The following is a 26,215-nucleotide window of genomic DNA, read 5'->3' on the forward strand; positions in this document are numbered from 1 at the left end:
GGGCTTCTCACGACATTTGCGAGCTACGCTGGCGGGTTGCCGGATCGAAAGGGACGAAGGTCACCGTTCGCGCCTCCTGAGCCTCGCGCGGGTGACCGGCCATCACATAGGCGAGAGCCTCCCGCACGCCGCGCTCCGTATAGGGCTTGGCGATGACGCCCCAGGCGCCTGCGAAATCTTCAGGAATGCGCTTGGCATTGGCTGTCATGAACAGCACCGTGACCTCGTGCTCGCTGCTGAGATGGCGGGCCACGTCGACGCCGGTCGGCCCGTCCGATAGATGGATGTCGACGAAGGCGAGATCGGGCTTGAGATCCCGGCCGAGGGACAAGGCGTCCTCGGACGAGGCTGCGATCCCTACGACGTCATGCCCCAGATCCTGGAGCAGGCTTTCGAGTTCGAGCGCGATGAGGATTTCATCCTCGACGACGAGGATGCGCAAAGGCTTATCGCTACTCAAACTTCGTCTCCTCCGCGACGGCGGACATTCCAAATTCGGTACGTGTACCTGGCTTCCCGTTGCGCCAAGTCAACGGCCTTCTCGATTGTCGGATCAGCATCGCGGCTTCAGCCGAATGAAATCGATCCGTGTCATGAAGGCCCCTCCCGAACAGCTTTTTCGGAGACTTGGTCGCCTTGCGGCTTTCTCCGTACAGTTGGACTCAACGCTTTTTCAGGGCGACGGTTCCGCATGAAAAGCGAGTCTTCCGCCAGAAAATATAGCAACACTATCCTGTTTCAAAAGACCACGTTAACATCCAGGCTTTGCGGGAGGTTCAAGCCGGATGGTGACGCGCGTTTCCACTGTTGCGTTCGAAGGAATTGAAGCGCGGACGGTCGATGTCCAGGTTCAGATTTCCCCCGGCGCGGTCGCCTTCACCATCGTGGGCCTGCCCGACAAGGCGGTGGCGGAATCCCGCGAGCGGGTCCGCTCGGCCCTGATCGCCTCGGGCCTCGCCCTGCCGGCCAAGCGCATCACGGTCAATCTCGCCCCGGCCGACCTGCCGAAAGAGGGCAGCCATTACGATCTGCCCATCGCCCTTGCAGTCATGGGCGCCATCGGGGCCATCCCGGCGGATGCCCTGGGTGGCTTCACGGTGCTGGGCGAGCTGGCGCTCGACGGCTCGATCACCGCCGTCGCGGGAGCGCTTCCCGCCGCCATGGCGGCCCATTAGCGTAGTCATGGGCTGATCTGCCCCGCAGCCTGCGGCTCGGAGGCCGCCTGGGCCGGCAGCGACATCGACATCCTGGCACCGCGCTCGCTCATCCAGCTCGCCAATCACTTCAAGGGCACCCAGGTGCTGGCGCGACCGGAACCCGCCATCATGCCCGCCTCCGGCATGCTGCCGGATCTCAGGGACATCAAGGGACAGGAGAGCGCCAAGCGGACCCTCGAGATCGCTGCGGCCGGCGCCCATAACCTCCTGATGAACGGCCCGCCCGGCGCCGGCAAATCCATGCTGGCCCAGCGCCTGCCCTCCATCCTGCCGCCGCTCTCGCCACGGGAACTCCTGGAGGTTTCGATGATCCAGTCGGTGGCGGGGCTGCTGGCCGAGGGCGCCCTGTCGAACCGCCGCCCCTTCCGGGCTCCGCACCATTCGGCTTCCATGGCGGCGCTGGTGGGCAGCGGGCTCAACGCCCGCCCCGGCGAGGCGTCGCTCGCCCACCACGGGGTGCTCTTTCTCGATGAGCTGCCGGAATTCCAGCCGCAGGTTCTGGATTCGCTGCGTCAGCCGATCGAGGCAGGCGAAATCCTGATCGCCAGGGCCAATCACCGGGTCACCTATCCCGCCCGCTTCCAGCTCGTCGCCGCCATGAACCCGTGCCGCTGCGGGCAGGCCACCGAGCCCGGCTATGTCTGCCGCCGTCAGCCGAACGAGCGCTGCATCGCGCAGTACCAGGCACGGCTCTCCGGCCCCCTCCTCGACCGCATCGATCTGTCCATCGACGTGCCGGCCGTCACGGCGGCCGACCTGATCCTGCCGGCTCCCGCTGAGGGCTCCGCCGACGTTGCGGCCCGGGTGGCCCAGGCCCGCGAGCGGCAGGTCAGGCGCTATGCCGCTCTGAAGCTCGATGGCGTGACCACCAATGCCGCCTGCCCGCCGGCGCTGCTGGAGGACGTGGCGCAGCCCGATCCGGAGGGCCTGTCCCTGATCCGCGATGCGGCCAATGCCATGCGGCTCTCGGCCCGCGGCTTCCACCGGGTGCTGAAGGTGGGGCGGACGCTCGCCGACCTCGATGGGGAGGAGCGCGTCCGGCGCATCCATGTGGCCGAAGCTCTCTCCTACCGCGCCCATGCGGACCGGCGCCCAGCCGCTGCGTGATATGGGAGCGAGGATCCCTTCACCCTGCTTGTGAATCCCTGAACCGGCTCCGATATCTTCCACCGGAACGGATATGTTTTCTGTCACAAAACAGTTTGGAACAGGTTTTATGTCATAGCGGAAGCGGAGCGGCGTCAGCCACGATCCGGCGCCGGAGAGACGATTCTGTGAGGCAGCGATGAGTCAGTATCCTTCGAACCATGCCGCGCCTGGCTTGGCCCCTATTGGTTCAGGTCTTCACGGGCTCAAGTTCATGCCCGGAGGCGACAGGATCGTCCGCGACTATGGCAGCCTCGATCCGGTGCTCGGCCGGATCGGCTCCCTCGAGGTTCGCCTCGCCACCACCGCCAAGAACATCCGGCGCGCCCAGCGTCTGCGCTTCAAGGTGTTCTACGAGGAGATGTCGGCCTCCCCCAGCGGTGCGGCCCTGATCTCCCGCCGCGATGTGGATGAATATGACCGGATCTGCGACCACATCCTCGTCCTTGACCACGACGTGAAGGCCAAGCCCTTCCGCCCGGCGAAGCCCAAGGTGGTGGGCACCTACCGCCTGCTCCGCCAGGCCATGGCTGAGCGCAACAGTGGGTTCTACACGCGGGGCGAATACGACATCGCGCCGCTGCTGAAGGCTCATCCCGGCCTGCGCTTCCTGGAGCTCGGCCGCTCCTGCGTGCTCAAGCCCTATCGTAACAAGCGCACGGTCGAACTGCTGTGGCACGGCATCTGGGCCTATGTGCTCCATCATCGCATCGACGTGATGATGGGCTGCGCCAGCCTGGAGGGCACGGACCCGCGGGCGCTGGCGCTCCCTTTAAGCTTCCTGCACCACTACGCCGCCGCCCCGGCCGAGTGGCAGGCCCGCGCCCTGCCGGAACGCTTCACCCCCATGAACATCCTGCCCAAGGAGGCTATCGACCCGAAGGCCGCCCTTCATGCCCTGCCGCCCCTGATCAAGGGCTACCTGCGCGTTGGTGCGACCTTCGGCACGGGCGCCGTGATCGACCGGCAGTTCGGCACCACGGACGTGCTCGTCGTCCTTCCCGTCTCGGCGATTAATCCACGCTACATCGACCATTTCGGGCCGACTGCGAACCGCCACGCGGCGTGATTCTGGCCGGCAGCAAAACCGCACTTCACACCCTCCGACCTCATCCTGAGGAGCAGCCGTAAGGCTGCGTCTCGAAGGATCGTCCAGTGCTCTCTGGAAGCTCCTTCGAGACGCCCACTACGTGGGCTCCTCAGGATGAGGTTGGAGGATGATGGTTCGTTTCTTAGAATTCAGACTACGGTTTCGATCAGGGTCGCCATCACCTTACGCCATTCTTCGCGCACATCTGGATCGCTCTCTTGCTCCAGCCGCTCGGCAGCATAGCGAGCCTTCGCCTCGGGCGGCAGCAAGCGTCCGAGCGTCCAGACCGCCATGGCGCGCACCAGCGGCGAGGCGTCGTCCAGCAGGCGCTCTGCCTCTTCCGCGAGGCTCGCATCGCCCGCGTTGCCGATGGCGATCAGCACGTTGCGGATGAAACGGTCGCGCCCCGTGCGCTTGATGGGCGTGCCGGCGAAGCGGGTGCGGAACGCGGGATCGTCGAGGCGGGCGAGATCCGCCAGCGGCAGGGCGGCAAGGTCCTCCCGCTGCACGAGGCGCGCCTCGCGGCCGGCCTGCGCGAACTTGTTCCAGGGGCATACCGCCAGACAGTCGTCGCAGCCGAAGATGCGGTTGCCGATGCCGGAGCGAAGCTCTTCGGGGATATGTCCCTTATGCTCGATGGTCAGATACGAGATGCAGCGCCTCGCATCGAGCTGATAGGGCGCCGGAAAGGCGTTCGTCGGGCAGACATCGAGGCAGCGGCGGCAGGAGCCGCAATGGTTGCGCTCCGGCGCGTCGGCAGGCAGTTCCGCCGTGGTGAAGATGGCGCCCAAGAAGAGCCAGTTGCCGAACTCCCGTGACACGACCACCGTGTGCTTGCCCTGGAAGCCGAGGCCCGCTGCTTCCGCCAGCGGCTTTTCCATCACCGGCGCCGTATCGACGAACACCTTCACGTCGGACGAGGCTTTGGAAGCCAGGAAGCCCGCAGCCTCCTTCAGCTTGCCCTTGATCACGTCATGGTAGTCGCGGTTGCGGGCATAGACCGAGATGTAGCCGCGGTCCTTCTGGGCAAGTTCCGCGAGGGGATCATCGGCAGGCCCGTAGTTCAGCCCGAGCAGGATGACGCTGCGCACCTCCGGCCAAAGGGTGCGGGGGTCGGCGCGGCGCTCGGCCGTGTCCGCCATCCAGTCCATGGAGCCGTGATGCCCGGCCTCAAGCCAGGCCTGAAGACGCTCCGGCGCAAGCGGGATCGAATCCGGCCGGGCAATGCGCACGGTGTCGAAGCCGAGCGCCTTGGCGCGCTCGACGAAGGCGCGCTTGAGAGCTTCCCCGGTTAAAAGTCCAGGTTGTCGTAGTGGTCCGCCGGCGCCATGCCCGGCACCCGGTCCGCCAGGAGCGCGCGAAAGGACGGCCGGGACTTGATCCTGGCGTACCAAAGCTTCGCTGTCTCGTCCTCGTTCCATGGCACGTCGCCGAGATAATCCACCACCGACAGATGGGCCGCCGCGGCCAGATCCGCATAGGTCATCTGGTCGCCGGCAAGCCAATTCCGTTTTGAGATTAGAAAACCGATATATTTGAGATGGTATCGCACATTGGTCTGGGCTGCGCGAATCGCGCCCATGTCCGGCGGACCGCCCCCCAGTTCGCTGGGCATGAACCGCTTATAGATCTTTTCTGTGGCAAGGTAGTCCGACACCTCGCCGTGGAACTTGACCAGGAACCAGTCGAGCAGGCGGCGCACCTCGACCCGCCCGGCGAGATCCCCCGGCAGGAACCGGCGATCGCGAAGATCCTCGCCCCGCGTCTCGTCCAGATACTCCGCAATGCCCATGGGGCCTGGCACCGCGAGCCCGTTGTCGTCGAGGAAGAGCGGCAGGTTGCCGGCCGGGTTGATCTCAAGATACGGGATGCGCCGATCCCACGGCTTCTCCTCGACCACGTCCGGTTCAAGGCCGAGTTCCGCAACAATGAGGCGCGCGAACCGCGACTGCGGGCAAAAGGGATAGGAATGCAGGGTGGCCATGAATGATGCTGACGCGAAACAGGCGGCAAGAATAAGGCCGTGCTTCGTTAAGAGTTGGTAAGGAATATTGGTGAATCTCATGTCTCTGACGCAGAAGGGCCGCGCCTTGAGCGCAAACCTTTCTTGACAGAGGTGGAGGCGCTCCCGCATCTGGCGCCGTTCTCAGGATTTTCAACGATGTCGCAAATCATCGAGGCGCTCTTTCTCGGCCTCATCGAAGGGCTGACGGAGTTTCTCCCCGTCTCCTCGACCGGCCACCTGCTCCTCGTCGGCCACTTCCTCGGCTTCGAGTCGACGGGCAAGACCTTCGAGGTGCTGATCCAGCTCGGCGCGATCCTGGCGATCCTGTCGGTCTACTTCAACAAGCTCTGGTCGATCGCCAAGGCCCTGCCGCACGATCCCATGGCGCGCCACTTCGTGATCGGCGTGCTGGTGGCCTTCCTGCCCGCGGCCCTGATCGGCGCCGTGCTGCACGGCTTCATCAAGGAGGTGCTCTTCAACCCCTGGATCGTGTGCGTGACGCTGATCGTCGGAGGCTTCGTGCTGCTCGTCATCGACCGGATGCCGCTCGAGGCGACGAAAACCGACGCGACCCGCTTTCCTCTTTCGATGTACCTCAAGATCGGCCTCATCCAATGCGTGGCGATGATCCCCGGCGTGTCGCGCTCAGGCGCCACCATCGTGGGAGCCATGCTGATGGGAGCCTCGAAACGCGCGGCCGCGGAATTCTCGTTCTTCCTGGCCATGCCCACCATGGCGGGCGCTTTCACCTACGACCTGCTGAAGAACTACAAGATCCTCTCGGCCAACGACATCACGATCATCGTGGCGGGATTCATCTCCGCCTTCGTGGCGGCCCTGCTCGTGGTGAAGCTGCTGCTCGACTACGTGTCGCGCCATGGCTTCACGCCCTTCGCCTATTGGCGCATCCTCGCCGGGGCCGCAGGTCTCGCAGGCCTCATGGTCTACGGCTGACCCATGCTGTCGTGCGACGAAGCCCTGGCCGTCACCCTCTCTGTTGCGGTCGCTTTGCTGGTTGCAACATTGGCGATCCTCTTCGGCCTGAGCACGGAGCCACGAGCCGCCATGCCGAACGGCGCGCCGGATGCGACGTGCCTGGAATGGACCGACAGCTGCGTGGTCTGCAGCCGCACACCGCAAGGGCTCGCCTGCTCGACGCCGGGAATCGCCTGCACGCCTTCAGCACCGCGTTGCTTGCGGCGGTAGCGCGTTTCACCCTCCCTCGTCATGGCCGGACTTGTTCCGGCCATCCACGTCTTCGGAAACGCAGGGCTGTAAAGACGTGGATCCCCGGGACAAGCCCAGGGATGACGATGAGAGATTGAGGAGCGAGAGCAAAACCTAAGGAATCGTCTTGTCCGGATAGCGGCACAGGTCGTTCACCGGGCAGCGCCAGCATTCGGGCTTGCGGGCCTTGCAGATGTAGCGGCCGTGCAGGATGAGCCAGTGATGAGCGTGGAGCCGGTACTCGTCCGGGATCAGCTTTTCGAGGGCGACCTGCGTGTCCAGCGGCGTCTTGGTGATGGCGAGCGGCAGGCGGTTGGTGACGCGGAAGATGTGCGTGTCCACCGCAACCCTCGGATCGCCGAACGCGATGTTGACCACGACGCTTGCGGTCTTGCGCCCGACCCCCGGCAGGGTCTCCAGGATCTCCACGGAATTGGGCACCTCACCGCCGAACTCATCGACGAGGCGCCGGGCCATGGCGATCACGTTCTTCGCCTTGGTGTTGAAGAAATTCAGCGTCTTGACGTGCTGGCGCAGGCCTTCCTCGCCGAGATCGAGCATCTTCTGCGGCGTGTCGGCAATCGGAAACAGGTTCTTCGTCGCCTTGTTGACCCCCACGTCGGTCGCCTGGGCCGAGAGCGTCACGGCGACCAGCAGCGTATACGGGTTCGTGTAGTCGAGCTCGCCCTTGGGCTCGGGATTGGCCGTGTGCCAGCGGCGGAAGATCTCGACCATGGTGGCCCGGTCGACCGGCTTCGGCACGCGGGAGCGCACCGCCCTGCCCACGGCTTTTGCCGGCACGGCAGACTTGGTCTTAGGCTTCGAAATGCGACGAGAGGACGACTTCAGATCGGACATTCCTGCGTTATATCCAGGCTATGGCAGGCAGCAAGGCGACATTTGATGGCGCGGAACGGTTCGAGGAGCCGGTGTTCTCGGCCGTCATCCGGCCGCACCGGTCGCTGAGCCCGAGAGCGTTCAGGATCGTCATGTGGCTCGTCTGCCTCACCTCCCTGGTGGCGAGCATCCCCTTCGTGGTCATGGGCTTCTGGCCCGTGGCCGGCTTCTTCGGCCTCGATTTCCTCGGCCTCTACATCGCCTTCCGGGTCAGCTACCGGCAAGGCGATGCCTTCGAACTGCTCGAGCTGACCCCGATCCGGCTCCTGTTCCGCAAGGTGAGCCCGAAGGGCGAGGTGAAGGACTGGCAGTTCAACCCGCTCTGGACCCGCCTCGACCGGGAGATCGACGACGAATACGGCATGCAGAAGCTGGCGCTTTCCTCCCGCAACGAGCACGTGGTGATCGCCCGCGACCTCTCCCCGCCGGAGCGCGAGACCCTCGCCGAAGCCTTGGGCCGTGCCCTGGCGGATGTGAAGCGGGGCTATTGAGAAAGAACCAGCACCTTCGGGCCTGAGGCCGTCTGGCCTCAAGCCGTCAGGTCAATCGAGGGTGGCGCTCAGGGCAGCCCGGCTCGATGTGGTGTGTGGAAGGTGAGAGCCAAGCTGCTCATCACGCGCGGTTTGTTTCAGCGGACCTGGAGGCATGCCAGATCGGCCACCTGCGATCACAGGCTTGCGAGGCCTGCGGCAGGACCGCTCCTTGCCCCACTCTTACGACGCCTCGCGAGCGCGCCCCTCATCGGACGAGGATGTCCATACCTATAGCCGAGCTTAGGAGAATTGTCAAGAACAAAGTGAGAACAAGCGCGATGGTGAGAAGGCGGTCATCCTAACCCTCAAGAATTTTACCGAGCGTTCTGCCTACTACGGCGTTTTGGAACCGGGCCCTGGCACTCCTGACGGTGTGCCATCCGGGTTCATTCCATGTTTCTTATAAAAAGCCTGTTGATCCACTTCCTGGGCAGCCCTTGTGCGGGCTTGGACGCTTGCCATCCAGGCTCTGTGGGCCGCGCGGCCTGCAGCCATGGTCGGCAGGGATGCAGCACCCGTAGGATCGAAGGCTGCCGCAACACCGACGGCACCTTGCGCGGCTCCGAAAGCGTAGGCTTCCGCTCCAGTCTCAGCCTCCACGGCTGCCATGGCTGTCCCCGGCTCATTGATTTGACTGGTCTGGCAGGCCGATAGCAGAGCCATGACCGGGAGAGCGATCAATGTCGGGTACTTACGAGTCATGACTGTTTCCCAGGATGCCTATCGCGGAGCTTCGAGACGCATCTTAGTGGCAGAGCCCTCAACTGCAACGATATATATGATGCTCCTGTTTGATACCTGTCCGAGAAGGTGGATGGAATCTTGGAAGATCCGGACGGGTGGGTTCGCACAGATATCGGGTGTCGCCCCTCCCTCAGGGTCGCTAGGATGAGCGTCAATCAAGGATAAAAGTCATGCTCGATACCTTGCGCGACATCACCATCGAACCGGCCGACCTCATGGTGCCGGACGAGCCCCATTCGGATTACGAGCGGGTGCGCCGGATCATTGCCTACATCTCGGAGCGCTGGCGCGAGCAGCCGTCGCTGGAGGCCATTGCCGACCATGTGGGCCTGTCCACCACCCATGTGCACCACCTGTTCCGGCGCTGGGCGGGTCTGTCGCCCAAGGCCTTCCTCCAGGCGATCACCTTGGACAACGCCAAGGCGCTGCTGGCGGATTCCGCCAGCGTGCTCGACGCCACCTACGAGCTGGGGCTGTCGGGTCCGGCCCGGCTGCACGACCTGTTCGTCACCCACGAGGCCATGACGCCGGGCGACTACAAAGCGGGCGGCTCAGGGCTCACCATGCGCTTCGGCTTCCATCCCTCGCCCTTCGGCGAGGCGCTGCTGATCGTGACCGACAGGGGCCTTGCGGGCCTGGGCTTCGTGGACGACGGAGACCGTCCGGCGGCGCTCGCCGACATGACCCGCCGCTGGCCGAGGGCGGAGTATGTGGAGGACCCGGCCGCCACCGCGCCGGTGGCGAAGCGCATTTTCAGCCCGTCGCAATGGCAGGCGGAGCAGCCGCTCCGGGTGGTGCTCATCGGCACCGATTTCGAGGTGCGGGTCTGGCAGACCCTGCTGCGCATCCCCCGCGACCGGGCCACCACCTATTCCGACATCGCCCGCCACATCGGCAAGCCCGCCGCCTGCCGGGCCGTGGGCGCGGCAGTGGGCAAAAACCCGGTCTCCTTCGTGGTCCCCTGCCACCGGGTGCTCGGCCGCTCGGGCGCACTCACCGGCTACCATTGGGGGCTCACCCGCAAGCAGGCGATTCTGGGATGGGAAGCGGGGCGGAGTTTGAGCGGGAACGAAGGGTAGAATTCTCGTAAGCCCAAAGCGGGATCATGCCGACTGCCTTGCTTAGGAGATTGAACAGGTCCGTGCTATTCTAAGGCGAAGAGCATGCTCTTGGATGAGAGGAGGCTGCCATGGGCGCACCGATCCAGAGGCTCTGGCACCATATTTCGCACTGGCCGTTCTCAAGCGCTCTTCATGCGCGAGACCTCAATTCCGAGCCGCCTGAAGCCCCGGATGATATCGCGTTGGAGACGGTCGCGGTTACGTTCAAGGAATGCGACGGTATCTGCGAGCCGACGGCTGAGCAGATGGAGGCACAGGACCGGGAGCGCACGGAGCGATTCAAGCGCGATCAGCTTCTGCCGATCATAGGATTTACGGGCGGCGGGCCGCCAAGCTGAAGAGGAATACGCCCTTCCAGAACGGTTGACTGATCGGGCTCAGGCATTCCCCTCCTGCCGAAGGTGGAGGTAGAGCGGGTCGAAATCGCCCGCCTCCTTCAGTCCTTTCCAGTCCAGGATGCTCACCTGGGTTCCCCGGCTGCGGATGAGGCCGTCGGCCCTCAGCTCCTGCAGAACCCGGTTGACGTGGACCGTGCTGGCCCCGATGGCATCCGCGAGCTCGGTCTGGGTGATCGGCAGGTCGAAGGTCCCGTCCTCCACCAGGCCCACCATATTCAGGCGCACCCGCATCTCGCACAGAAGGTGGGCCGTCCGGTTGTAGGCCTCGCGCCGCCCGATGCCGGTCATCCATTCGCGGAAGATCGAGGCGTCCACCAGCGTCTCGCGCCAGAGGGCGGCGGTGATCCGGGGATAGCGGTTGCAGAGGTCGTACAGGGCTTCGTGCGGAATGAAGCCCAGCGTGCATGGGCTGACGGTCGCGAGGCTGTTGTCCATGACCTTCAGGTGCAGGCTCTGCAGGTCGGGAATGTCACCGGGCACATGGAAGGCCACGATCTGGCGCTTGCCCTCGGCGGTGATCTTGTACACGCAGGTGAAGCCTTCCAGGAGAAGGCAGGACTGGGACGGGCGGTCGCCGATGCGGACGATGTCCTGGTCGGCCTTGTAGGCGGCAATCTGCATCGGAAGCCTGGCCAGAGCCTGCTCCTCCTCGTCCGATAGCGGGAAGATGCTGTCCAGCTTCCGGATCATCAAGCCGTTCGGGGATTGGGCCATCATGGTCGGGCTCCTTCTCACGGGCACGGTGTCCCACAACCAGCCACAGCCACACCGGCTATGCACCAAGCATGGTAGGCCCGCCCCTTCCGCTTGACCAGCCATTGCTCGAAACCGGCCAGCGACTTGGAATTTCAGGCATTTTCCTGGTTTTGGGATGGAATTCCGAACAAATCACCCGTTCCTTGAGTTGTCAGACACCAGGCTATGGGAGATGCAGTTGCCGCGCTATTTTTTCGACACCTACGATGGCAACCGTCTCATTTCCGATTCCGAAGGAATCGAGTTGCAGAGCGTCGAGATGGCCAGGATCGAGGCCCAGAAGGCCCTGCCCGACCTGGCGCGGGATGCCCTTCCCGACGGCAACCAGAAGACCTTCATCGTCAGCGTCCGGGACGAGGCCGGGCAGGTGGTCCTGAGGGCAGCGCTCACCGTGATCGTCGAAACAGCTCCCGATAATCGCTCCGCCTGAGCCCAGCCTCAGGGCCGGCAGCCTTGGCGCCCCGCCCCATATTGCAGGAATGCAACAGGGTCCGGCTCCGACGAATTGGCGCAAACTAGCGTCCACCTTCGTCTTGCAGCCCTGAAAACCCCTTCTTATATCGTGGCCAGCACGGGGCACGGCTCGGTTTGAGGCGGCCCCGGCGATTTGTCAGCAACATGTAAGCCATGGGCCGAGCTGCTTTGAGGGCTCGGCGGTCTGCTTGAAAGTGAGGGATCCCGCCATGGGTAAGGTCATTGGTATCGACCTCGGCACCACCAATTCCTGCGTCGCAGTCATGGAAGGCTCGACGCCCAAAGTTATCGAGAACGCGGAAGGCGCCCGGACGACCCCGTCCATCGTGGCGTTCACGGACGAAGGCGAGCGCCTCGTCGGCCAGCCGGCCAAGCGCCAGGGGGTCACGAACCCGTCGCGCACGTTCTTCGCCATCAAGCGCCTGATCGGCCGCACCTTCGACGACCCCATGACCAAGAAGGACATGGGCCTCGTCCCCTATCCCATCGTGAAGGGCGGCAACAACGACGCCTGGGTCGAGGCCGACGGCAAGCAGATGTCGCCGTCGCAGATCTCCGCCTTCACCCTTCAGAAGATGAAGGAGACGGCCGAGTCCTATCTCGGGCAGCCGGTCACGCAGGCGGTCATCACGGTTCCGGCCTATTTCAACGACGCCCAGCGTCAGGCCACCAAGGACGCCGGCCGCATCGCCGGCCTCGAGGTCCTGCGCATCATCAACGAGCCGACTGCCGCTGCCCTGGCCTATGGCCTGGACAAGAAGCAGTCCGGCATGATCGCGGTCTATGACCTCGGCGGCGGCACCTTCGACGTGTCCGTGCTCGAGATCGGCGACGGCGTGTTCGAGGTGAAGTCCACGAACGGCGATACCTTCCTCGGCGGCGAGGACTTCGACATGCGCCTCGTCGAGTACCTGGCGGCGGAGTTCAAGAAGGAGCAGGGCATCGACCTGACCAAGGACAAGCTCGCCCTTCAGCGCCTGAAGGAAGCGGCCGAGAAGGCCAAGATCGAGCTGTCCTCGGCCTCCCAGACCGAGATCAACCTGCCCTACATCACGGCGGATGCCTCCGGTCCGAAGCACCTCGCCCTCAAGCTCTCGCGCGCCAAGTTCGAGCAGCTCGTGGACGATCTCGTGCAGAAGACCATCGAGCCCTGCCGCAAGGCCCTCAAGGATGCCGGCATCTCGCCGGGCGACATCGACGAGGTGGTTCTGGTGGGCGGCATGACCCGCATGCCGAAGATCCAGGAAGTGGTGAAGAACTTCTTCGGCAAGGAGCCCCACAAGGGCGTCAACCCGGATGAGGTCGTGGCCATCGGTGCTGCGATCCAGGCCGGCGTGCTCCAGGGCGACGTGAAGGACGTTCTGCTTCTCGACGTGACCCCGCTGTCGCTCGGCATCGAGACGCTCGGCGGCGTGTTCACCCGCCTGATCGACCGCAACACGACGATCCCGACGAAGAAGAGCCAGGTGTTCTCCACCGCGGAAGACAACCAGAACGCGGTGACGATCCGGGTCTTCCAGGGCGAGCGCGAAATGGCCGCGGACAACAAGCTGCTCGGCCAGTTCGACCTCGTGGGCATTCCGCCCGCACCGCGCGGCGTGCCGCAGATCGAGGTGACCTTCGACATCGACGCGAACGGCATCGTGAACGTCACGGCGAAGGACAAGGCGACGGCCAAGGAGCACCAGATCCGCATCCAGGCCTCCGGCGGCCTGTCCGACGCCGACATCGAGAAGATGGTGAAGGACGCCGAGGCTCACGCCGAGGAAGACAAGAAGCGTCGCGAGCTTGTCGAGGCGAGGAACCAGGGCGAGAGCCTGATCCACGCCACCGAGAAGTCGGTTACCGAGTACGGCGACAAGGTCTCGGAAGCCGACAGGCAGGGCATCACCACCGCCATCGACGCGCTGCGTCAGGCGCTGGCCGGCGAGGATGCCGAGGTCATCAAGGCCCGCACCACGGACCTGATGCAGGCCTCCATGAAGCTCGGCGAAGCCATGTACGCGGCCCAGGCCGGCAGCGCGGAAGGCGGCGAGCAGCCTGAAGGCGAGACTGCCCAGAAGGACGACGTCATCGACGCCGACTTCCAGGAAGTCGACGAAGGCGACAAGAAAAAGCGCGCCTGAATGATGAGCGCTCTTTAGAGAATTCGGCACCCGGTTTCATGACCGGGTGCCGTTTTCGTGAAATGAGCTTGAAACACCCATGACCGATCAACCGACCGCTTTTCGCGATGCTCCGGCAAGGACTTTCGGAGTCCTTCCCTGTGCAGCGCATGCAATGCGGACGATGAACAAGACGGAGCGGCCGGCCGCTCCGAGGGGCGCCTGACATGTCCAAGCGCGATTACTACGAGGTTCTCGGCGTCGCGAAGACCGCGACCGAAGCGGAGATGAAATCCGCCTTCCGCAAGCTCGCGATGCAGTATCACCCGGACAAGAATCCGGGCAATCACGAGGCCGAGGTCAAGTTCAAGGAAATCAACGAGGCTTACCAGACCCTCTCGGACGGCCAGAAGCGCGCGGCCTATGACCGCTACGGCCATGCGGCCTTCGCCAATGGCGGCGGCGCCGGCGGGCCGGGCTTCAACGGCGATTTCTCCGACTTCATGTCGGACATCTTCGAGAACTTCTTCGGGGAGGCCGGCGGAGCGCGGGGCCGCGGACGCAGCGCCGGCGGGCGCGAGCGCGGCGCCGACATGCGCTACAACCTTGAGATCTCCCTCGACGAGGCCTTCCACGGCAAGAACGCGGAACTCAAGATCCCGACCTCCGTCACCTGCGAGGCCTGCACCGGCTCCGGCGCGAAGCCGGGCTCGAAGCCCAAGGCCTGCCCCACCTGCGGCGGCGCCGGCCGGGTGCGGGCGACGCAAGGGTTCTTCTCCATCGAGCGCACCTGCCCCAACTGCCACGGGCGCGGCGAGGTCATCGACGACCCCTGCGCCTCCTGCGGCGGCGCAGGACGCGTCACCCGCGAGCGCACCCTCTCGGTCAACATCCCGGCAGGCGTCGAGGACGGCACGCGCATCCGCCTTGCGGGCGAGGGCGAAGCCGGCCTGCGCGGCGGGCCGGCGGGCGATCTCTACATCTTCCTCTCGATCAAGCCGCATCCGTTCTTCCAGCGCGACGGCGCGGACCTGTTCTGCCGCGTGCCGATCTCCATGGTGACGGCGGCGATCGGCGGCGAGTTCAACGTGCCGACGCTGGGCGGCTCCGAGGCCCTCGTGAAGGTGCCCGAGGGCACCCAGACCGGAAAGCAGTTCCGCCTGCGCGGGAAAGGCATGCCGGTGCTGCGCTCGCGCGACGTGGGCGACCTCTACATTCAGGTTGTTGTGGAAACCCCGCAGAAGCTCACCAAGCGCCAACGCGAGCTCCTGATGGAGTTCGACCAGGAGTGCTCCAAGGAAAATCACCCGGAAAGCTCAGGCTTTTTCTCGCGTTTCCGCGAGTTTCTCGACGGCCTGGGCGGATCAACTTAACTTGACGGTCGTTTTCATTGGATTCTAAAGAGCGAACGTGATCTGCAAGATCGAGGGGTCAGCTTAGTGGTTCAGTCGTTCCAACGGCCAACGGCCCGAAAAATCCCTCTCAAGAAGGATCGCTTCCAGGATGAGGCGCGCTTCCTGCGCTCCTGGCTCGAACGCCCGCTCACCGTCGGCGCGGTCACACCGTCCGGCAAGATCCTGGCCCGGACCATGGCGTCCTATGTGGACCCGCGCATTCCCGGTCCGGTGATCGAGCTCGGTCCCGGCACCGGCCCGGTGACCGACGCCCTGATCCGGCGCGGCGTGGCCCAGGACCGGCTGGTCCTCATCGAGTACAACCCCGAATTCTGTCAGCTGCTGAAGCGCCGCTTTCCCAAGGCGGCAATCATCCAGGGCGACGCCTACGATCTGAAGGAGACGCTCTCGGGCATCTTATCAGAGCCGGGGGCCGCCACCGTGTCGAGCCTGCCGCTCTTCACCAAGCCCATGGATCAGCGCCTGGAACTTCTGGAAACCGCTCAAGGCATGATGCACCCGGGCGCGCCCTTCATCCAGTTCACCTACGCGGTGGTGCCGCCGATCCCGGCGCGCTCGGACAGCTACAGCGCCCGCGCCTCCAACCGGATCTGGCGCAACCTGCCCCCGGCCCGCGTCTGGGTCTACAACAAGGTCAACAACCCATGAGCGCCGCGATGTCCCTTCCGACGCATCCCATTTCCGCAGGCGACATCCGCGACAAGCTTATCATCGGTCTCGACGTTCCGTCCGTCGAGGAGGCCCGCGCGCTCGTCGAGCGCATCGGCGATGCCGGGACCTTCTACAAGATCGGCTATCAGCTCGCCTATGCGGGCGGCTTGGAGTTCGCCCGCGAGCTGATCGGCCAGGGCAAGAAGGTCTTTCTCGATCTCAAGCTCCACGACATCGGCAACACGGTGGAGGAAGGCGTGCGCTCGGTGGCGCGCCTCGGCGCCACGTTCCTCACGGTCCATGCCTATCCGCAGACCATGCGCGCGGCGGTGGCCGGAAAGGCGGGATCCGATCTGAAGATCCTCGCCGTGACGGTGCTCACCTCCTATGACGACAACGATCTCGTCGAAGCGGGCTATGCCCCGGTTCCGGCCGCAGATCTCGTCGCGCAACGCGCGGGGCAGGCGCGCGATCTCGGCATCGACGGCATCGTCTGCGCGGCTCCGGAAGCGCATCGCGTACGCTCCATCGTCGGCCCCGATCGCCTCATCGTCACGCCCGGGATCCGTCCCGCGGGTTCGGAGGCCGGCGACCAGAAGCGCATCGTCACACCGGCCGAAGGCATTCGGCTGGGCGCCAACCACCTCGTGGTGGCCCGCCCCATCGTGAAGGCCGCCGATCCACGCGCGGCCGCGGAAGCCATCGTGCGCGACATCGCCGGCGCCTGAGACACACGATGCTCGCTCGCCTGCTCCTTGCATGCTCCTGCCTGCTCGCGCTCGCCGGCGCAGCCAGAGCCGATACCTGCACCCTTGTCACCGCGTTCGACACCGACCGCGTGCTGAAGCGTGAGGGCGATTGCGAGCGCCGCAACAGCCCGGCCTCCACCTTCAAGGTCCCGTTGAGCGTGATGGGCTTTGACGCCGGCATCCTCACGGACGAGGACGAGCCCGCCTGGCCCTACAAGCCTGAATACAAGGCTTGGAACGAGGCCTGGAAGGCGACCAAGACCCCGCAGTCATGGCTGAAGGATTCAGTGCTCTGGTACTCGCATGTTCTGACCCGCGAGTTGGGCGAGGAGCGCTTCAAACGTTATGTCGACGCGTTCAGTTATGGCAACCGCGATGGCAGTGGCGACAAGGGCAAGAAGAACGGCCTGACCCGCGCATGGCTGAGCGCCTCCTCGCTGCAGATCTCGCCTGTCGAGCAGATCGCTTTCTTCCGCAAGCTGCTCAAGCGTGAATTGCCGGTGTCGGACAAGGCCCACGCCATGACGCTCGCGATCATGCCGAGCTTCCCACTGGCCGATGGATGGACGGCCTATGGCAAGACCGGCACCGGCTTTCAGCCGCTGCGGGACGGCACGTTCGACCGGTCCCGGCAATTCGGCTGGTTCGTGGGATGGGCGCAGAAGGGCGAGCGCAAGATCCTCTTCGCGCGCCTGATCCGCGACGAGCGCAGGGAAAGCTCCGTCGCGAGCTTCCGCGCCCGCGACAGCCTGCTGGCCGACCTGCCCGCCCTTCTGGCCGATTGATTTTCTTGGGGCGAAATCATGGAGAAGGGAATGGACGAGACATTCCCCATTTGCCATGGCCGTCCTCGGACTTGATCCGGGGATCGGTCCCGGCCATCCATGTTTTGAACAATCACAAACCTCATCCTGAGGAGGCGCGCAAGCGCCGTCTCGAAGGAGGATCCAGTGCGCTCTGGAAGCTCCTTCGAGACGCCTGCTGCGCAGGCTCCTCAGGATGAGGTGAGGGTGTGCTGCAAGCGGGATCACCGGCACAAGGCCGGTGATGACGACGAGGATGAGGCTTGACGCTGGGGCTGCCCTGGCGTTCGCTGCGTCACCTCAAATCAAAAGGAGCGCCCGATGCCCAAAGGCTATGTCATTGCCCGCGTCACCGTCACCAACCCGGAAGCCTATGCGGAATACGCCAAGGGCGCGACGGAAGCGATCCGCCAGTATGGCGGCCGGCCGCTGGTGCGCGGCGGCGCTTATGAGGCGCTCCAGGGCGAGGCGCGCCCGCGCAACGTGGTGATCGAGTTCGACTCGGTGGAGCAGGCCAGGACCTATTACAACTCTCCCGAATATCAGGCCGCGAAAGCCAAGCGCGACGGCGCCTGCGTTGGCGAATTCGTGCTCGTGGAAGGAGCTTGAACGATGAAGGGCTATTGGATCGGCCGCGTCGATGTTTCGAACCCCGACGCCTACCAGAACTACGTGAAGGCCAATGCAGTGCCGTTCGCCAAATACGGTGCTCGCTTCCTGGTGCGCGGCGGCGCGTATCGGGTGGCCGAGGGCGAGGCGCGCGCCCGCAACGTAGTGATCGAATTCCCGTCCTACGAGGCGGCGCTGGAATGCTGGGACTCGCCCGAGTATCAGGCCGCCAAGGCGGAGCGCGACGGTCACGCGGTCGCCGACATCATCATCATCGAAGGCTACGAGGGGCCGCAGCCGGGGTAATCTGCTCACCGTCATGGCCGGGCTTGTCCCTGCCATCCCGATGTTGAAAAGCACGGCGCTCCATGTGATCGGGATCACCGGCACAAGGCCGGTGATGACGTGGGAGGGTGTCATTCCCGGCCGGAGCGTAGCGGAGGGGAAGGGAATCCACTCACAGGCTCGACGCTATGGATCCCCTTCCCTCGCTGCGCTCGCCGGGGATGACAAAGGCGGGAAAGCCTCCGCGCTTCTCAGTCTCCTTCTCACCCGCTATACCCTGTCCCCGTGACAACAGGAGAACGGCCATGAGCGAGATGCGACTTGTCGTGGTGGGCGCCGCCGGACGCATGGGGCGCATGCTCATCAAGGCCGTGGCTGAGGCGCAAGGCTGCACCCTCGTTGGGGCCATTGCGCGTGAGGGCTCGAAGGCCCTCGGGCAGGATGCCGGCCTTCTCGCCGGAACAGGCCCGCTCGACGTGACCATCACCGACGATCCCCTGCCCGTGTTCGCCAAGGCTGACGGCGTTCTCGATTTTACGACGCCCGCTGCCACCACGGCCTTCGCGGCGCTCGCAGCCCAGGCCCGCATCGTTCATGTGATCGGCACCACCGGCTTGGCAGAAGACGACTTCACCAAGCTCGAGGCAGCCGCGCGCCATGCGCGCATCATCCAGTCCGGCAACATGTCGCTCGGCGTCAACCTGCTGGCCGGTCTTGTGCGCAAGGTGGCCGCGACGCTCGGCGAAGACTTCGACATCGAGGTACTGGAAATGCACCACCGCATGAAGGTGGATGCGCCCTCGGGCACGGCGCTGCTTCTCGGCGATGCGGCGGCTGAGGGACGAAAGGTGTCGCTGAAGGAGCGCTCCGTGCGCAGCCGCGACGGGCATACGGGCGCGCGCAATCCGGGCGATATCGGCTTTGCGACGCTTCGCGGCGGCACCGTGGTGGGCGAGCATTCGGTGATCTTCGCCGGTGCCGGCGAGCGCCTGGAGCTGTCGCACCGGGCCGAGGACCGGGGCCTCTTCGCCCGCGGCGCCGTGAGGGCCGCCCTCTGGGGCTTCGACAAGAAGCCGGGCTATTACACCATGGACCATGTCCTTGGCCTCGATCGGCTCTAAAACTCTCTTACATCTCACGGACATCGGAGACACGACGATATGGATCGCCTTCTTGTGCTGGCCCGCCACGGCCAGAGCGAATGGAACCTCAAGAACCTGTTCACCGGCTGGAAGGATCCGGGCCTGACCGATCTCGGCGTCCAGGAGGCGCGCACCGCCGGTCAGCGGCTCAAGGAGATGGGCGTTCAGTTCGACGTCGCCTTCACGTCCGATCTCTCCCGGGCGCAGCGCACCTGCAAGCTGATCCTGGAAGAGATCGGCCAGCCGGATCTCAAGACCATTGCAAACCTCGCCCTGAACGAGCGCGACTACGGCGATCTCGCGGGCCTCAACAAGGACGACGCCCGTGCCCGCTGGGGCGAGGAGCAGGTCCATCTCTGGCGCCGTTCCTACGACGTGCCGCCCCCCGGCGGCGAGAGCCTGAAGGACACGGTGGCCCGCGTGCTGCCCTACTACATCCGCGAGATCCTGCCCCGCGTCATGCGCGGCGAGCGCGTGCTGGTGGCCGCCCACGGTAATTCTCTGCGTGCCCTGGTGATGGTGCTCGACGGTTTGACCTCGGAGACCATCCCGGGCCTCGAGCTCGCGACGGGCATCCCGCTCGTCTACAAGCTCAACGAGGACACGACGGTCGCCAGCAAGAAGGTGCTGGAGGGGTAAGGAAAAACGCCTGGCACAACCTCATCCGTCATGGCCGGGCTTGTCCCGGCCATCTCGCTTCCGAGAAGCGCGGCGCTCCACACAATCGAGATCACCGGCACAGGGCCGGTGATGACGTGCGGAGGTGAGCGTGCAAAATAAGTCCATGTCGTCCATCACCCTTAGCTCCGGCCTCACCTACTACCCTGATTATCTCGACCGCCCGGCGCAGGAGCGTCTGCTCCAGGCGGTGCGCGAGATCACGAAGGCAGCACCCCTCTTCACTCCGCGCATGCCGCGCACGGGAAAACCGTTTTCCGTGCGGATGACCAATTGCGGGCGGCTGGGCTGGGTGTCGGATGTACAGGGCTACCGCTATCAGCCGACGCATCCTGAGACGGGCGAGCTTTGGCCTGTCATGCCGGAACAGGTGCTGAGCGCCTGGGAGGAATTGAGCGGCTACCCGCATCCGCCCGATGCCTGCCTGATCAACTTCTACGAACAAAGCGCCCGCATGGGGATGCACCAGGACAAGGACGAGGAGGAATTTGATGCCCCTGTCGTGTCCCTGTCCCTGGGCGACACGGCGCTGTTCCGCTATGGCGGTCTGGAGCGCAAGGATCCGACGAAATCGATCAAGCTTCGCTCCGGTGACGCGATCGTGTTCGGCGGGCCGGCGCGGCTGATCTATCATGGCATCGACCGGCTGACGCCCGGCAGCTCGGACCTGCTGCCGCAGGGCGGGCGCCTCAATCTCACCTTGCGCAAGGTGGAAAAGGCGCTCTAGCCTCTGCTAAACCACGACCTGCACGTTTCCTGGAGGGGCATACCCGTGAAAGCTTTTGCAGCCGCTGCCTTGGGCGTCGTTCTATCGGTTCAGGCCGCCCTCGCGGCCGAGCCCGTGTTTCCGCCGGCCTCGCGGATCGGCATCGTGCCGCCGCAGGACATGACCGTGTCCCGGCGCTTCAGCGGCTTCGAGAACGAGGAGAAGGCCGCCGCCATCAACCTCGTGGAGATGCCCGCACCGGCCTATGAGCAGCTGGTCAAGGGTTTCACCAAGGATGCCCTGAAGCGCCAGGGCCTGAACGAGACCTCCCGCGAGACCCTGAAGCTCGGCGACAAGGCCGGGGTGCTGATCGGGGGCACCATGGAAGGTCCTGTGGAGGGGCGCAAATGGGTCATGGCCGTCAAGGGCCCCGACGTGACCGGCCTCATCATCGCGCAGGTGCGCGGCGGGGCCGACGGCTACAGCGAGGCCCAGATCCGGGAGGCCCTGAAGTCTGTTGCCCTGCGCGGCCCGATCCCCATCGAGGAGCAGGTCTCCGCCATGCCGTTCCGGCTCGGCGACCTTGCGGGCTTCCGCCCCGTGCGAGCGATCTCCGGCAACTCCGTCCTGTTCACGGACGGCCCGAAGGACACGATCAAGGCGGTGGAGCAGCCGATCCTGATCATGGCCGCCTCCCCGGGTGCCGCGCCGCCCGCCGGCGATCAGCGCAACCAGTTCGCCCGCGCGGCGCTCAACGCCAACCAGATCCTCAAGGATGTGAGGGTCGAGCGCTCGGAATCCTTCCGCTTCAAAGGCCAGGACTGGCACGAGATCGTCGCCAGGGCGGTGGAGGCGGAATCGGGCCAGCCCGTTGTCGTGATGCAGACCATCCGCTTCGAACCCGGCCGCTATGTGCGCATGGTCGGCATGACCCGGATGGAACAGCGGGACGAGAACCTGCGGCGCTTCCGGGCGGTGATCGACGGCGTGGAGATGAACGCCTATTAGAAGGAGCATCGGACCCAAAAGTGCAAATCCACTTTTGGGTCCGATGCTTTAGTCCCGAGCCGGAAAGGCCGGCAGGGACCAGCCGTGCAGGAGGGCGAGCGCCCTTAAGGTAAAGGCAGCGACAAAGCCCAGGGCGGCGCTGAGGAACGGATCGAGGCTGAGGGCCTGCAGGGCCACCATGACGGCAGCGCCCAGGGCCGCCGCCGTGACATAGATCTCCTTGCGCAGCACGAGCGGCGTCGTTCCCGCGAAGATGTCCCGGATGATGCCGCCGAACGTGGCCGTGACGGTGCCGAGCGCCACCGCCGACAGGGCCGGCACGCCGGCGCCGAGTGCCTTGGCCGTGCCTGAGACCGCGAACAGGGCCAAGCCTAGGGCATCTGCCCAGAGCAGCAGGCGCCCTTGCCGCCCGCCCTCGATCCAAGTGACGCGCTTGGGGCCGAGGATAAACACCAGCTCGGCCACGATGAGGCAGACGAGCACATCGACCGGATCACCCACCCAGAAGACCGGCCGGATGCCGATGAGCAGGTCCCGCACGGTGCCGCCGCCGACGCCCGTGAGGGTCGCCAGGAGGGCGAAGCCGAACGGGTCCATGCCCTTGCGGGCCGCCATCAGGGCGCCAGAAAGCGCGAAGACGGCGACGCCGATGGTCTCGAAGGGGATCGTGTGGAGCAAATTCACCGAGGACACCTTGCCATAACTCCGGACCTCATCCTGAGGAGCAGCGCAGCTGCGTCTCGAAGGAGGGTCCAGAGAGCACTGGAGGCGCCCCCGTGCCCGGACATAGTCCGGGACCTCGAGACAGACCTGACGGTCCTCCTCAGGATGAGGGCTTATGGGGTGTTCGCTTACAGCATTTTCAGGCGAAGCGGGACTGGTTCACCGGAAAATCCGGTCCCTTACGAAGCCGACGAGTTGTCCGCCGTCTCGCTGCCGGCGCCATTGGCGGCCGCCTTCGGGCCGCCCTTGGAGACGCCGACCAGCGCCGGGCGCAGAACCCGGTCGCCGATCACGTAGCCGGATTGGACCACCTGCAGGACCGTGCCGTTCGGCACCTCCGCGTTGGGGATCTCGAACATGGCCTGGTGCAGGTTCGGGTCGAACTTCTGCCCCTGCGGGTCGAGGCGCTTCACCCCGTGGCGCTCCAGGTTCTTCAACAGGTCGCGCTCGGTGAGGTCGATGCCGTCGATGAGGCCCTTGAAGGCGCCCTCGGCGGTCCTGCTCGCCTCCTCCGGCACGCTCTCGATGGCGCGGCGGATGTTGTCGGCCACGTTGAGCATGTCGCGGGCGAAGTTCGCCACCGCATAGGTGCGGGCGTCCGTGACTTCGCGCTCGGTGCGGCGGCGCAGGTTCTCCATATCGGCCATCAGGCGCAGGAGCTTGTCCTTGAGATCCGCCTTCTCGGCTTCGAGAACGGCGATCGGGTCGGCCTCGGGCGCGAAAGCGGCCTCGGGGGCAGCATCGTTGGCGGGCTCGGCCTGCGGGGCCGCGTTCTGGTTTTCCGTGTCGTTCGGATTCATGCTCGATCAACTGAAGGTGGGAGAAACATGGGTTCGGGCCACATATCAGGTCACGAGCGCCACAAATCAAGCGCTGCGCCGCTGGAGGGAGGCGGTTTCCTCTGCCTTGAACACGTCCAGCAGGGCCCGGCGGATGGTGGCTTGGCGGCCTGCATGGGTGACCTTCGTGCCGGTCAGGTCCGTCACGTAGAACACGTCCACGGCCTTCTCGCCGAAGGTGACGATATGGGCCGAGGCGATGTTGAGGTTGAGCTTGCCCAAGGCCGTGGTGAGGTCATAGAGCAGGCCCGGCCGGTCGAGGCCGGAGACCTCGATCACCGTCTGGCGGTTCGACAGGGAATTGTCGATGGTCACCTCCGGGGGCACGTGGAAAGCCCGAGAGCGCTCCTTCGACGGGCGCTTGCCGTCCACGAGATCGGCGATCCTCACCTCGCCTTTCAGGGCCCGTTCGATGGCCTTGGCGACCCGCTCGGCCCGCCGCAGCTCGTCTTCGTCCCGGTCGAAGGCGCGGGACAGCACGATGGTGTCGAGGGCCATGCCGTCCGTGGTGGTGAAGATCTGCGCATCGACGATGTTGCCTCCGGACGCCGCGCAGGCTCCCGTAATGATTGCAAGCAGGCGCGGATGGTCCGGTGACAGGATGGTGAGCTCGGTCACGGCTCGGAACTGATCCGTCTCGTAAGTGGTGGTGACGGTCCGTCCGCCCTTTTCCGCCTCCATCAGGAGACGGGCCTGCTTCGCCCGCCGGGTCTCGTCGGTCTTCATCCAGTAGCCCGGCGTATGGCGGGCCGCATAAGCCTCGAACTCCTCGTCCGACCAATCGGGCAGCTCAGCGCGCAGCTGCTCCTGAGCCAGGCGCACGCGCTCGGAGCGGGCGAGATCCGCGGCCCCGCCGCCAAGGAGCACCTCGGTCTCGTGATACAGGTTGCGCAGGAGCTGGCCCTTCCATCCGGTCCAGGTGCCCGGTCCCACGGCCTTGATGTCCGCGATGGTGAGCACCAGCAGGAGCTTCAAGCGCTCCATGGTCTGCACCACCTCGGCGAAGCTCTTGATGGTGGCGGGATCGGAGAGATCGCGGCTCTGCGCCGTGTTCGACATGAGCAGGTGATGCTCGATGAGCCAAGCGACCGTGTCGGTCTCCGCGTCGGAGAGGCCGAAGCGCGGCCCGAGCTTGCGGGCGATCACGGCACCGGCCGTCGAGTGATCCTCCGGCCGCCCCTTGGCGATGTCGTGCAGGAAGACGGCGACATAGAGCGCCCGCCGGTTCTGGATGGTGGGGAAGATCCGGTTCGCCAGCGGATGCTCGCCGCCGAGATGCCCCGCCTCGATCTCGGTGAGCACGCCGACCGAGCGGACGAGATGCTCGTCCACCGTATAGTGGTGGTACATGTTGAACTGCATCATTGCGACGATGCGGCCGAAATCCGGAACGAGGCGCCCGAGCACACCAGCCTCGTTCATCTGGCGCAGCACCACCTCCGGGGCGTTCTTGGACGTGATGATCTCGAGAAACAGCCGGTTGGCTTCCGGATCGTTGCGCAGGCTCGGACCGATGAGCTTGAGCGAGCGTGTCGCCAGACGCTTGGCGTCGGGATGGATCGCCAGATTGTGGCGGTCGGCAAGCCAGAACAGGCGGATCAGGTTGACGGGGTCGTGCTCGAAGACGTCTTCGTTCTCGACGTTGAGGCGGTTGTTGTCGATGATGAAGCCGTCACCCACGAGCGCACCGCCACGACGACGGCGGAAGCGGCCGAATACACGGTCGAGCATGGGGCGGGGCTTGGTCTGGCGCGCTTCGAGTTCGGCGCAGACGATAGCGGTGAGATCGCCCACATCCTTGGCGATGAGGAAGTAGGCTTTCATGAACCGCTCGACCGCCGACAAGCCGCCCCGGGGCGCATAGCCGATGCGCTCGGCAATCGTGCGCTGCAGGTCGAAGGTCAGGCGCTCCTCAGAACGGCCGGTGGCGAAATGCATGTGGCAGCGCACGCGCCACAGGAACTCCTCGCAGCGCGCGAACAGATTGAACTCGTCCTGCGTGAACAGGCCCGCGGTCACCAGTTCCTCGGGCTCCTTCACCCGGTAGACGTACTTCGCAATCCAGAAGAGCGTGTTGAGATCGCGCAAGCCCCCCTTGCCGTCCTTCACATTGGGCTCGACGAGGTAGCGGGAGGCGCCCGCCTTGGCGACGCGCGCATCGCGCTCTTTGAGCTTGGCATCGACGAAGGCGGGAGCCGAGGTGGCGATGATTTCCTTGTCGAAGCGCCTGGTCAGATCGTCGAACAGCTCCCGGTCCCCGAACAGGAAGCGCGTTTCGAGAAGCGACGTGCGGATCGTCATGTCCGCGTGCGCCTCGCGCAGGCACTCCTCCACGGAGCGTGTCGCGTGCCCGACCTTGAGCTTTAGATCCCACAGCACATAGAGCATGGCCTCGACCACGCTCTCGCTCCAGGCAGTCTGCTTGTAGGGCAGAAGGAACAGGAGATCGACGTCGGAGCCCGGCGCCAGGGTGCCGCGCCCGTAACCGCCGGTCGCCGCCACGGCGAGGCGCTCTCCGGCGGAGGGATTGGCACTGGGGTAGAGGTGCTGGACGACTGCATCGTGGACGATGCGCACCAGCTCATCCATGCGCTCGCACAGGTAGCGGGCGCAAACCAGCCCGTCCTGGTTCTCCAGAAGCTTCGCCTCGGCCTCCGCCCTCCCCTCGTCGAGGAAGGTCTTGAGCAGGGGAACGAGCCCGGCACGTAAGCCAGCAGCATCCTCGATCGTCTGGCTGCCAAGGCTTTGCAGGATGGTCTGTGGCTTCAGGGATGGCATGGAACAACCGTATACGAGGTGTCGTTCGGCTTACCACCAGAAACGACCTCCACCCAAGGGCGGACTGGCCTTATCCGGAAAAGCGGATAAGATGTTCTTTATAAGAGATAGCGTTT

Annotated in this window: 26 protein-coding genes and 1 pseudogene; 18 read left to right on the forward strand and 9 right to left on the reverse strand. The window is 65.0% G+C overall.

What is annotated here, in order from left to right; translation table 11 throughout:
- Positions 1-7: 7 nt before the first annotated feature.
- Positions 8-460 (reverse strand): response regulator, encoded by a 453-nt coding sequence (locus tag IC232_RS01315; protein WP_190843084.1) that lies wholly within the window; start codon positions 458-460, stop codon positions 8-10.
- Positions 461-785: 325 nt separating this feature from the next.
- Here IC232_RS01315 and IC232_RS01320 point away from each other — a divergent pair.
- Together IC232_RS01320 and IC232_RS01325 are read left to right on the forward strand one after the other, a co-directional pair.
- Positions 786-2,324 (forward strand): annotated as a pseudogene (locus IC232_RS01320) (YifB family Mg chelatase-like AAA ATPase).
- 253 nt (positions 2,325-2,577) lie between these two features.
- Positions 2,578-3,432, forward strand: a complete 855-nt coding sequence (locus IC232_RS01325) for a GNAT family N-acetyltransferase (protein WP_246812008.1) — start codon at positions 2,578-2,580, stop codon at positions 3,430-3,432.
- A 170-nt stretch (positions 3,433-3,602) separates the two neighbouring features.
- Here the strand turns inward: IC232_RS01325 and queG are convergent, their stop codons facing one another.
- Both queG and IC232_RS01335 read right to left on the reverse strand, forming a co-directional pair.
- Complete coding sequence (gene queG / locus IC232_RS01330) at positions 3,603-4,847, reverse strand: tRNA epoxyqueuosine(34) reductase QueG (protein WP_190843444.1); 1,245 nt, start codon at positions 4,845-4,847, stop codon at positions 3,603-3,605.
- Positions 4,745-5,437: a glutathione S-transferase family protein gene (locus tag IC232_RS01335; protein WP_190843086.1), complete on the reverse strand. Its 693-nt coding sequence runs from the start codon at positions 5,435-5,437 to the stop codon at positions 4,745-4,747. The genes queG and IC232_RS01335 overlap by 103 nt, the downstream gene beginning before the upstream one ends.
- A gap of 177 nt (positions 5,438-5,614) precedes the next feature.
- Between IC232_RS01335 and IC232_RS01340 the strand changes: the two genes are divergently transcribed.
- A complete protein-coding gene (locus tag IC232_RS01340; protein ID WP_190843087.1) occupies positions 5,615-6,412 on the forward strand; it encodes an undecaprenyl-diphosphate phosphatase in 798 nt (265 codons plus the stop codon).
- Here the strand turns inward: IC232_RS01340 and IC232_RS01345 are convergent.
- Both IC232_RS01345 and nth read right to left on the reverse strand, forming a co-directional pair.
- Positions 6,403-6,708: a hypothetical protein gene (locus tag IC232_RS01345; RefSeq protein ID WP_190843088.1), complete on the reverse strand. Its 306-nt coding sequence runs from the start codon at positions 6,706-6,708 to the stop codon at positions 6,403-6,405. The two genes, IC232_RS01340 and IC232_RS01345, sit on opposite strands and share 10 nt — an antisense overlap.
- A 91-nt stretch (positions 6,709-6,799) precedes the next feature.
- Positions 6,800-7,543 carry an endonuclease III gene (nth, locus tag IC232_RS01350; protein WP_190843089.1) on the reverse strand — a complete coding sequence of 248 codons (744 nt, stop codon included), beginning with the start codon at positions 7,541-7,543 and terminating at the stop codon, positions 6,800-6,802.
- Between the two features lie 20 nt (positions 7,544-7,563).
- On the opposite strand from nth, the gene IC232_RS01355 reads away from it, so the two are divergent.
- The 3 genes from IC232_RS01355 to IC232_RS01365 all read left to right on the forward strand — a co-directional run bounded on the left by IC232_RS01355 (position 7,564) and on the right by IC232_RS01365 (position 10,318).
- Positions 7,564-8,073, forward strand: a complete 510-nt coding sequence (locus tag IC232_RS01355) for a DUF2244 domain-containing protein (RefSeq protein WP_190843090.1) — start codon at positions 7,564-7,566, stop codon at positions 8,071-8,073.
- A 1,001-nt stretch (positions 8,074-9,074) separates the two neighbouring features.
- The gene (locus tag IC232_RS01360) at positions 9,075-9,938 is read left to right on the forward strand and encodes a methylated-DNA--[protein]-cysteine S-methyltransferase (protein ID WP_246812009.1); all 864 of its coding nucleotides are present in this window, start codon (positions 9,075-9,077) and stop codon (positions 9,936-9,938) included.
- 110 nt (positions 9,939-10,048) lie between these two features.
- On the forward strand, positions 10,049-10,318 hold the full coding sequence (locus IC232_RS01365) for a hypothetical protein (RefSeq protein ID WP_190843092.1): 270 nt from the start codon (positions 10,049-10,051) through the stop codon (positions 10,316-10,318).
- A 39-nt stretch (positions 10,319-10,357) separates the two neighbouring features.
- Here IC232_RS01365 and IC232_RS01370 read toward each other — a convergent pair whose 3' ends face one another.
- Positions 10,358-11,095 (reverse strand): Crp/Fnr family transcriptional regulator, encoded by a 738-nt coding sequence (locus IC232_RS01370; protein WP_190843093.1) that lies wholly within the window; start codon positions 11,093-11,095, stop codon positions 10,358-10,360.
- Between the two features lie 217 nt (positions 11,096-11,312).
- Between IC232_RS01370 and IC232_RS01375 the strand changes: the two genes are divergently transcribed.
- From IC232_RS01375 to IC232_RS01430, 12 genes are all read left to right on the forward strand, one after another.
- Positions 11,313-11,564: a DUF6894 family protein gene (locus IC232_RS01375; protein ID WP_190843094.1), complete on the forward strand. Its 252-nt coding sequence runs from the start codon at positions 11,313-11,315 to the stop codon at positions 11,562-11,564.
- Between the two features lie 253 nt (positions 11,565-11,817).
- Complete coding sequence (gene dnaK, locus IC232_RS01380; protein WP_190843095.1) at positions 11,818-13,734, forward strand: molecular chaperone DnaK; 1,917 nt, start codon at positions 11,818-11,820, stop codon at positions 13,732-13,734.
- Between the two features lie 206 nt (positions 13,735-13,940).
- Positions 13,941-15,086, forward strand: coding sequence for a molecular chaperone DnaJ (dnaJ, locus tag IC232_RS01385; RefSeq protein ID WP_190843096.1), 1,146 nt, complete (start codon positions 13,941-13,943; stop codon positions 15,084-15,086).
- A 66-nt stretch (positions 15,087-15,152) separates the two neighbouring features.
- Positions 15,153-15,776 carry a class I SAM-dependent methyltransferase gene (locus IC232_RS01390; RefSeq protein WP_190843097.1) on the forward strand — a complete coding sequence of 208 codons (624 nt, stop codon included), beginning with the start codon at positions 15,153-15,155 and terminating at the stop codon, positions 15,774-15,776.
- A gap of 8 nt (positions 15,777-15,784) precedes the next feature.
- Positions 15,785-16,507 carry an orotidine-5'-phosphate decarboxylase gene (pyrF, locus tag IC232_RS01395; RefSeq protein ID WP_246811990.1) on the forward strand — a complete coding sequence of 241 codons (723 nt, stop codon included), beginning with the start codon at positions 15,785-15,787 and terminating at the stop codon, positions 16,505-16,507.
- A gap of 8 nt (positions 16,508-16,515) precedes the next feature.
- Positions 16,516-17,313: a class D beta-lactamase gene (blaOXA, locus tag IC232_RS01400; RefSeq protein ID WP_190843099.1), complete on the forward strand. Its 798-nt coding sequence runs from the start codon at positions 16,516-16,518 to the stop codon at positions 17,311-17,313.
- Between the two features lie 339 nt (positions 17,314-17,652).
- On the forward strand, positions 17,653-17,940 hold the full coding sequence (locus IC232_RS01405; RefSeq protein WP_190843100.1) for a DUF1330 domain-containing protein: 288 nt from the start codon (positions 17,653-17,655) through the stop codon (positions 17,938-17,940).
- 3 nt (positions 17,941-17,943) lie between these two features.
- Positions 17,944-18,246: a DUF1330 domain-containing protein gene (locus tag IC232_RS01410; RefSeq protein ID WP_190843101.1), complete on the forward strand. Its 303-nt coding sequence runs from the start codon at positions 17,944-17,946 to the stop codon at positions 18,244-18,246.
- A 293-nt stretch (positions 18,247-18,539) separates the two neighbouring features.
- Positions 18,540-19,346 (forward strand): 4-hydroxy-tetrahydrodipicolinate reductase, encoded by an 807-nt coding sequence (gene dapB, locus IC232_RS01415; RefSeq protein WP_190843427.1) that lies wholly within the window; start codon positions 18,540-18,542, stop codon positions 19,344-19,346.
- Positions 19,347-19,385: 39 nt separating this feature from the next.
- On the forward strand, positions 19,386-20,006 hold the full coding sequence (locus IC232_RS01420; RefSeq protein ID WP_190843102.1) for a 2,3-bisphosphoglycerate-dependent phosphoglycerate mutase: 621 nt from the start codon (positions 19,386-19,388) through the stop codon (positions 20,004-20,006).
- A gap of 145 nt (positions 20,007-20,151) precedes the next feature.
- Positions 20,152-20,772: an alpha-ketoglutarate-dependent dioxygenase AlkB family protein gene (locus IC232_RS01425; protein ID WP_190843428.1), complete on the forward strand. Its 621-nt coding sequence runs from the start codon at positions 20,152-20,154 to the stop codon at positions 20,770-20,772.
- Between the two features lie 45 nt (positions 20,773-20,817).
- Positions 20,818-21,759 (forward strand): hypothetical protein, encoded by a 942-nt coding sequence (locus tag IC232_RS01430; protein WP_312895088.1) that lies wholly within the window; start codon positions 20,818-20,820, stop codon positions 21,757-21,759.
- Between the two features lie 48 nt (positions 21,760-21,807).
- Here IC232_RS01430 and IC232_RS01435 read toward each other — a convergent pair whose 3' ends face one another.
- The 3 genes from IC232_RS01435 to IC232_RS01445 all read right to left on the reverse strand — a co-directional run bounded on the left by IC232_RS01435 (position 21,808) and on the right by IC232_RS01445 (position 26,099).
- Positions 21,808-22,443, reverse strand: a complete 636-nt coding sequence (locus tag IC232_RS01435; protein WP_312895089.1) for a trimeric intracellular cation channel family protein — start codon at positions 22,441-22,443, stop codon at positions 21,808-21,810.
- A 218-nt stretch (positions 22,444-22,661) separates the two neighbouring features.
- Entirely contained in the window at positions 22,662-23,282 is a 621-nt protein-coding gene (gene grpE / locus IC232_RS01440; protein ID WP_190843103.1) for a nucleotide exchange factor GrpE, read from the reverse strand.
- Positions 23,283-23,348: 66 nt separating this feature from the next.
- Positions 23,349-26,099: a [protein-PII] uridylyltransferase gene (locus IC232_RS01445; RefSeq protein WP_190843104.1), complete on the reverse strand. Its 2,751-nt coding sequence runs from the start codon at positions 26,097-26,099 to the stop codon at positions 23,349-23,351.
- Positions 26,100-26,215: the final 116 nt, after the last annotated feature.

This window comes from Microvirga sp. (assembly GCF_014699075.1).
Classification (GTDB): domain Bacteria; phylum Pseudomonadota; class Alphaproteobacteria; order Rhizobiales; family Beijerinckiaceae; genus Microvirga.

Bases quoted from the DNA above. Each gene is read 5' to 3' on its own strand.
- IC232_RS01445 (WP_190843104.1), bottom strand. From the start codon at position 26,099: ATGCCATCCCTGAAGCCACAGACCATCCTGCAAAGCCTTGGCAGCCAG.
- IC232_RS01360 (WP_246812009.1), top strand. From the start codon at position 9,075: ATGGTGCCGGACGAGCCCCATTCGGATTACGAGCGGGTGCGCCGGATC.
- IC232_RS01325 (WP_246812008.1), top strand. From the start codon at position 2,578: ATGCCCGGAGGCGACAGGATCGTCCGCGACTATGGCAGCCTCGATCCG.
- IC232_RS01370 (WP_190843093.1), bottom strand. From the start codon at position 11,095: ATGATGGCCCAATCCCCGAACGGCTTGATGATCCGGAAGCTGGACAGC.
- IC232_RS01420 (WP_190843102.1), top strand. From the start codon at position 19,386: ATGGATCGCCTTCTTGTGCTGGCCCGCCACGGCCAGAGCGAATGGAAC.
- IC232_RS01335 (WP_190843086.1), bottom strand. From the start codon at position 5,437: ATGGCCACCCTGCATTCCTATCCCTTTTGCCCGCAGTCGCGGTTCGCG.
- IC232_RS01405 (WP_190843100.1), top strand. From the start codon at position 17,653: ATGCCCAAAGGCTATGTCATTGCCCGCGTCACCGTCACCAACCCGGAA.
- dnaJ (WP_190843096.1), top strand. From the start codon at position 13,941: ATGTCCAAGCGCGATTACTACGAGGTTCTCGGCGTCGCGAAGACCGCG.
- IC232_RS01410 (WP_190843101.1), top strand. From the start codon at position 17,944: ATGAAGGGCTATTGGATCGGCCGCGTCGATGTTTCGAACCCCGACGCC.
- grpE (WP_190843103.1), bottom strand. From the start codon at position 23,282: ATGAATCCGAACGACACGGAAAACCAGAACGCGGCCCCGCAGGCCGAG.
- pyrF (WP_246811990.1), top strand. From the start codon at position 15,785: ATGTCCCTTCCGACGCATCCCATTTCCGCAGGCGACATCCGCGACAAG.
- IC232_RS01345 (WP_190843088.1), bottom strand. From the start codon at position 6,708: ATGGCCGGAACAAGTCCGGCCATGACGAGGGAGGGTGAAACGCGCTAC.
- IC232_RS01340 (WP_190843087.1), top strand. From the start codon at position 5,615: ATGTCGCAAATCATCGAGGCGCTCTTTCTCGGCCTCATCGAAGGGCTG.
- dnaK (WP_190843095.1), top strand. From the start codon at position 11,818: ATGGGTAAGGTCATTGGTATCGACCTCGGCACCACCAATTCCTGCGTC.
- blaOXA (WP_190843099.1), top strand. From the start codon at position 16,516: ATGCTCGCTCGCCTGCTCCTTGCATGCTCCTGCCTGCTCGCGCTCGCC.
- IC232_RS01425 (WP_190843428.1), top strand. From the start codon at position 20,152: ATGTCGTCCATCACCCTTAGCTCCGGCCTCACCTACTACCCTGATTAT.
- IC232_RS01355 (WP_190843090.1), top strand. From the start codon at position 7,564: ATGGCAGGCAGCAAGGCGACATTTGATGGCGCGGAACGGTTCGAGGAG.
- IC232_RS01365 (WP_190843092.1), top strand. From the start codon at position 10,049: ATGGGCGCACCGATCCAGAGGCTCTGGCACCATATTTCGCACTGGCCG.
- nth (WP_190843089.1), bottom strand. From the start codon at position 7,543: ATGTCCGATCTGAAGTCGTCCTCTCGTCGCATTTCGAAGCCTAAGACC.
- dapB (WP_190843427.1), top strand. From the start codon at position 18,540: ATGCGACTTGTCGTGGTGGGCGCCGCCGGACGCATGGGGCGCATGCTC.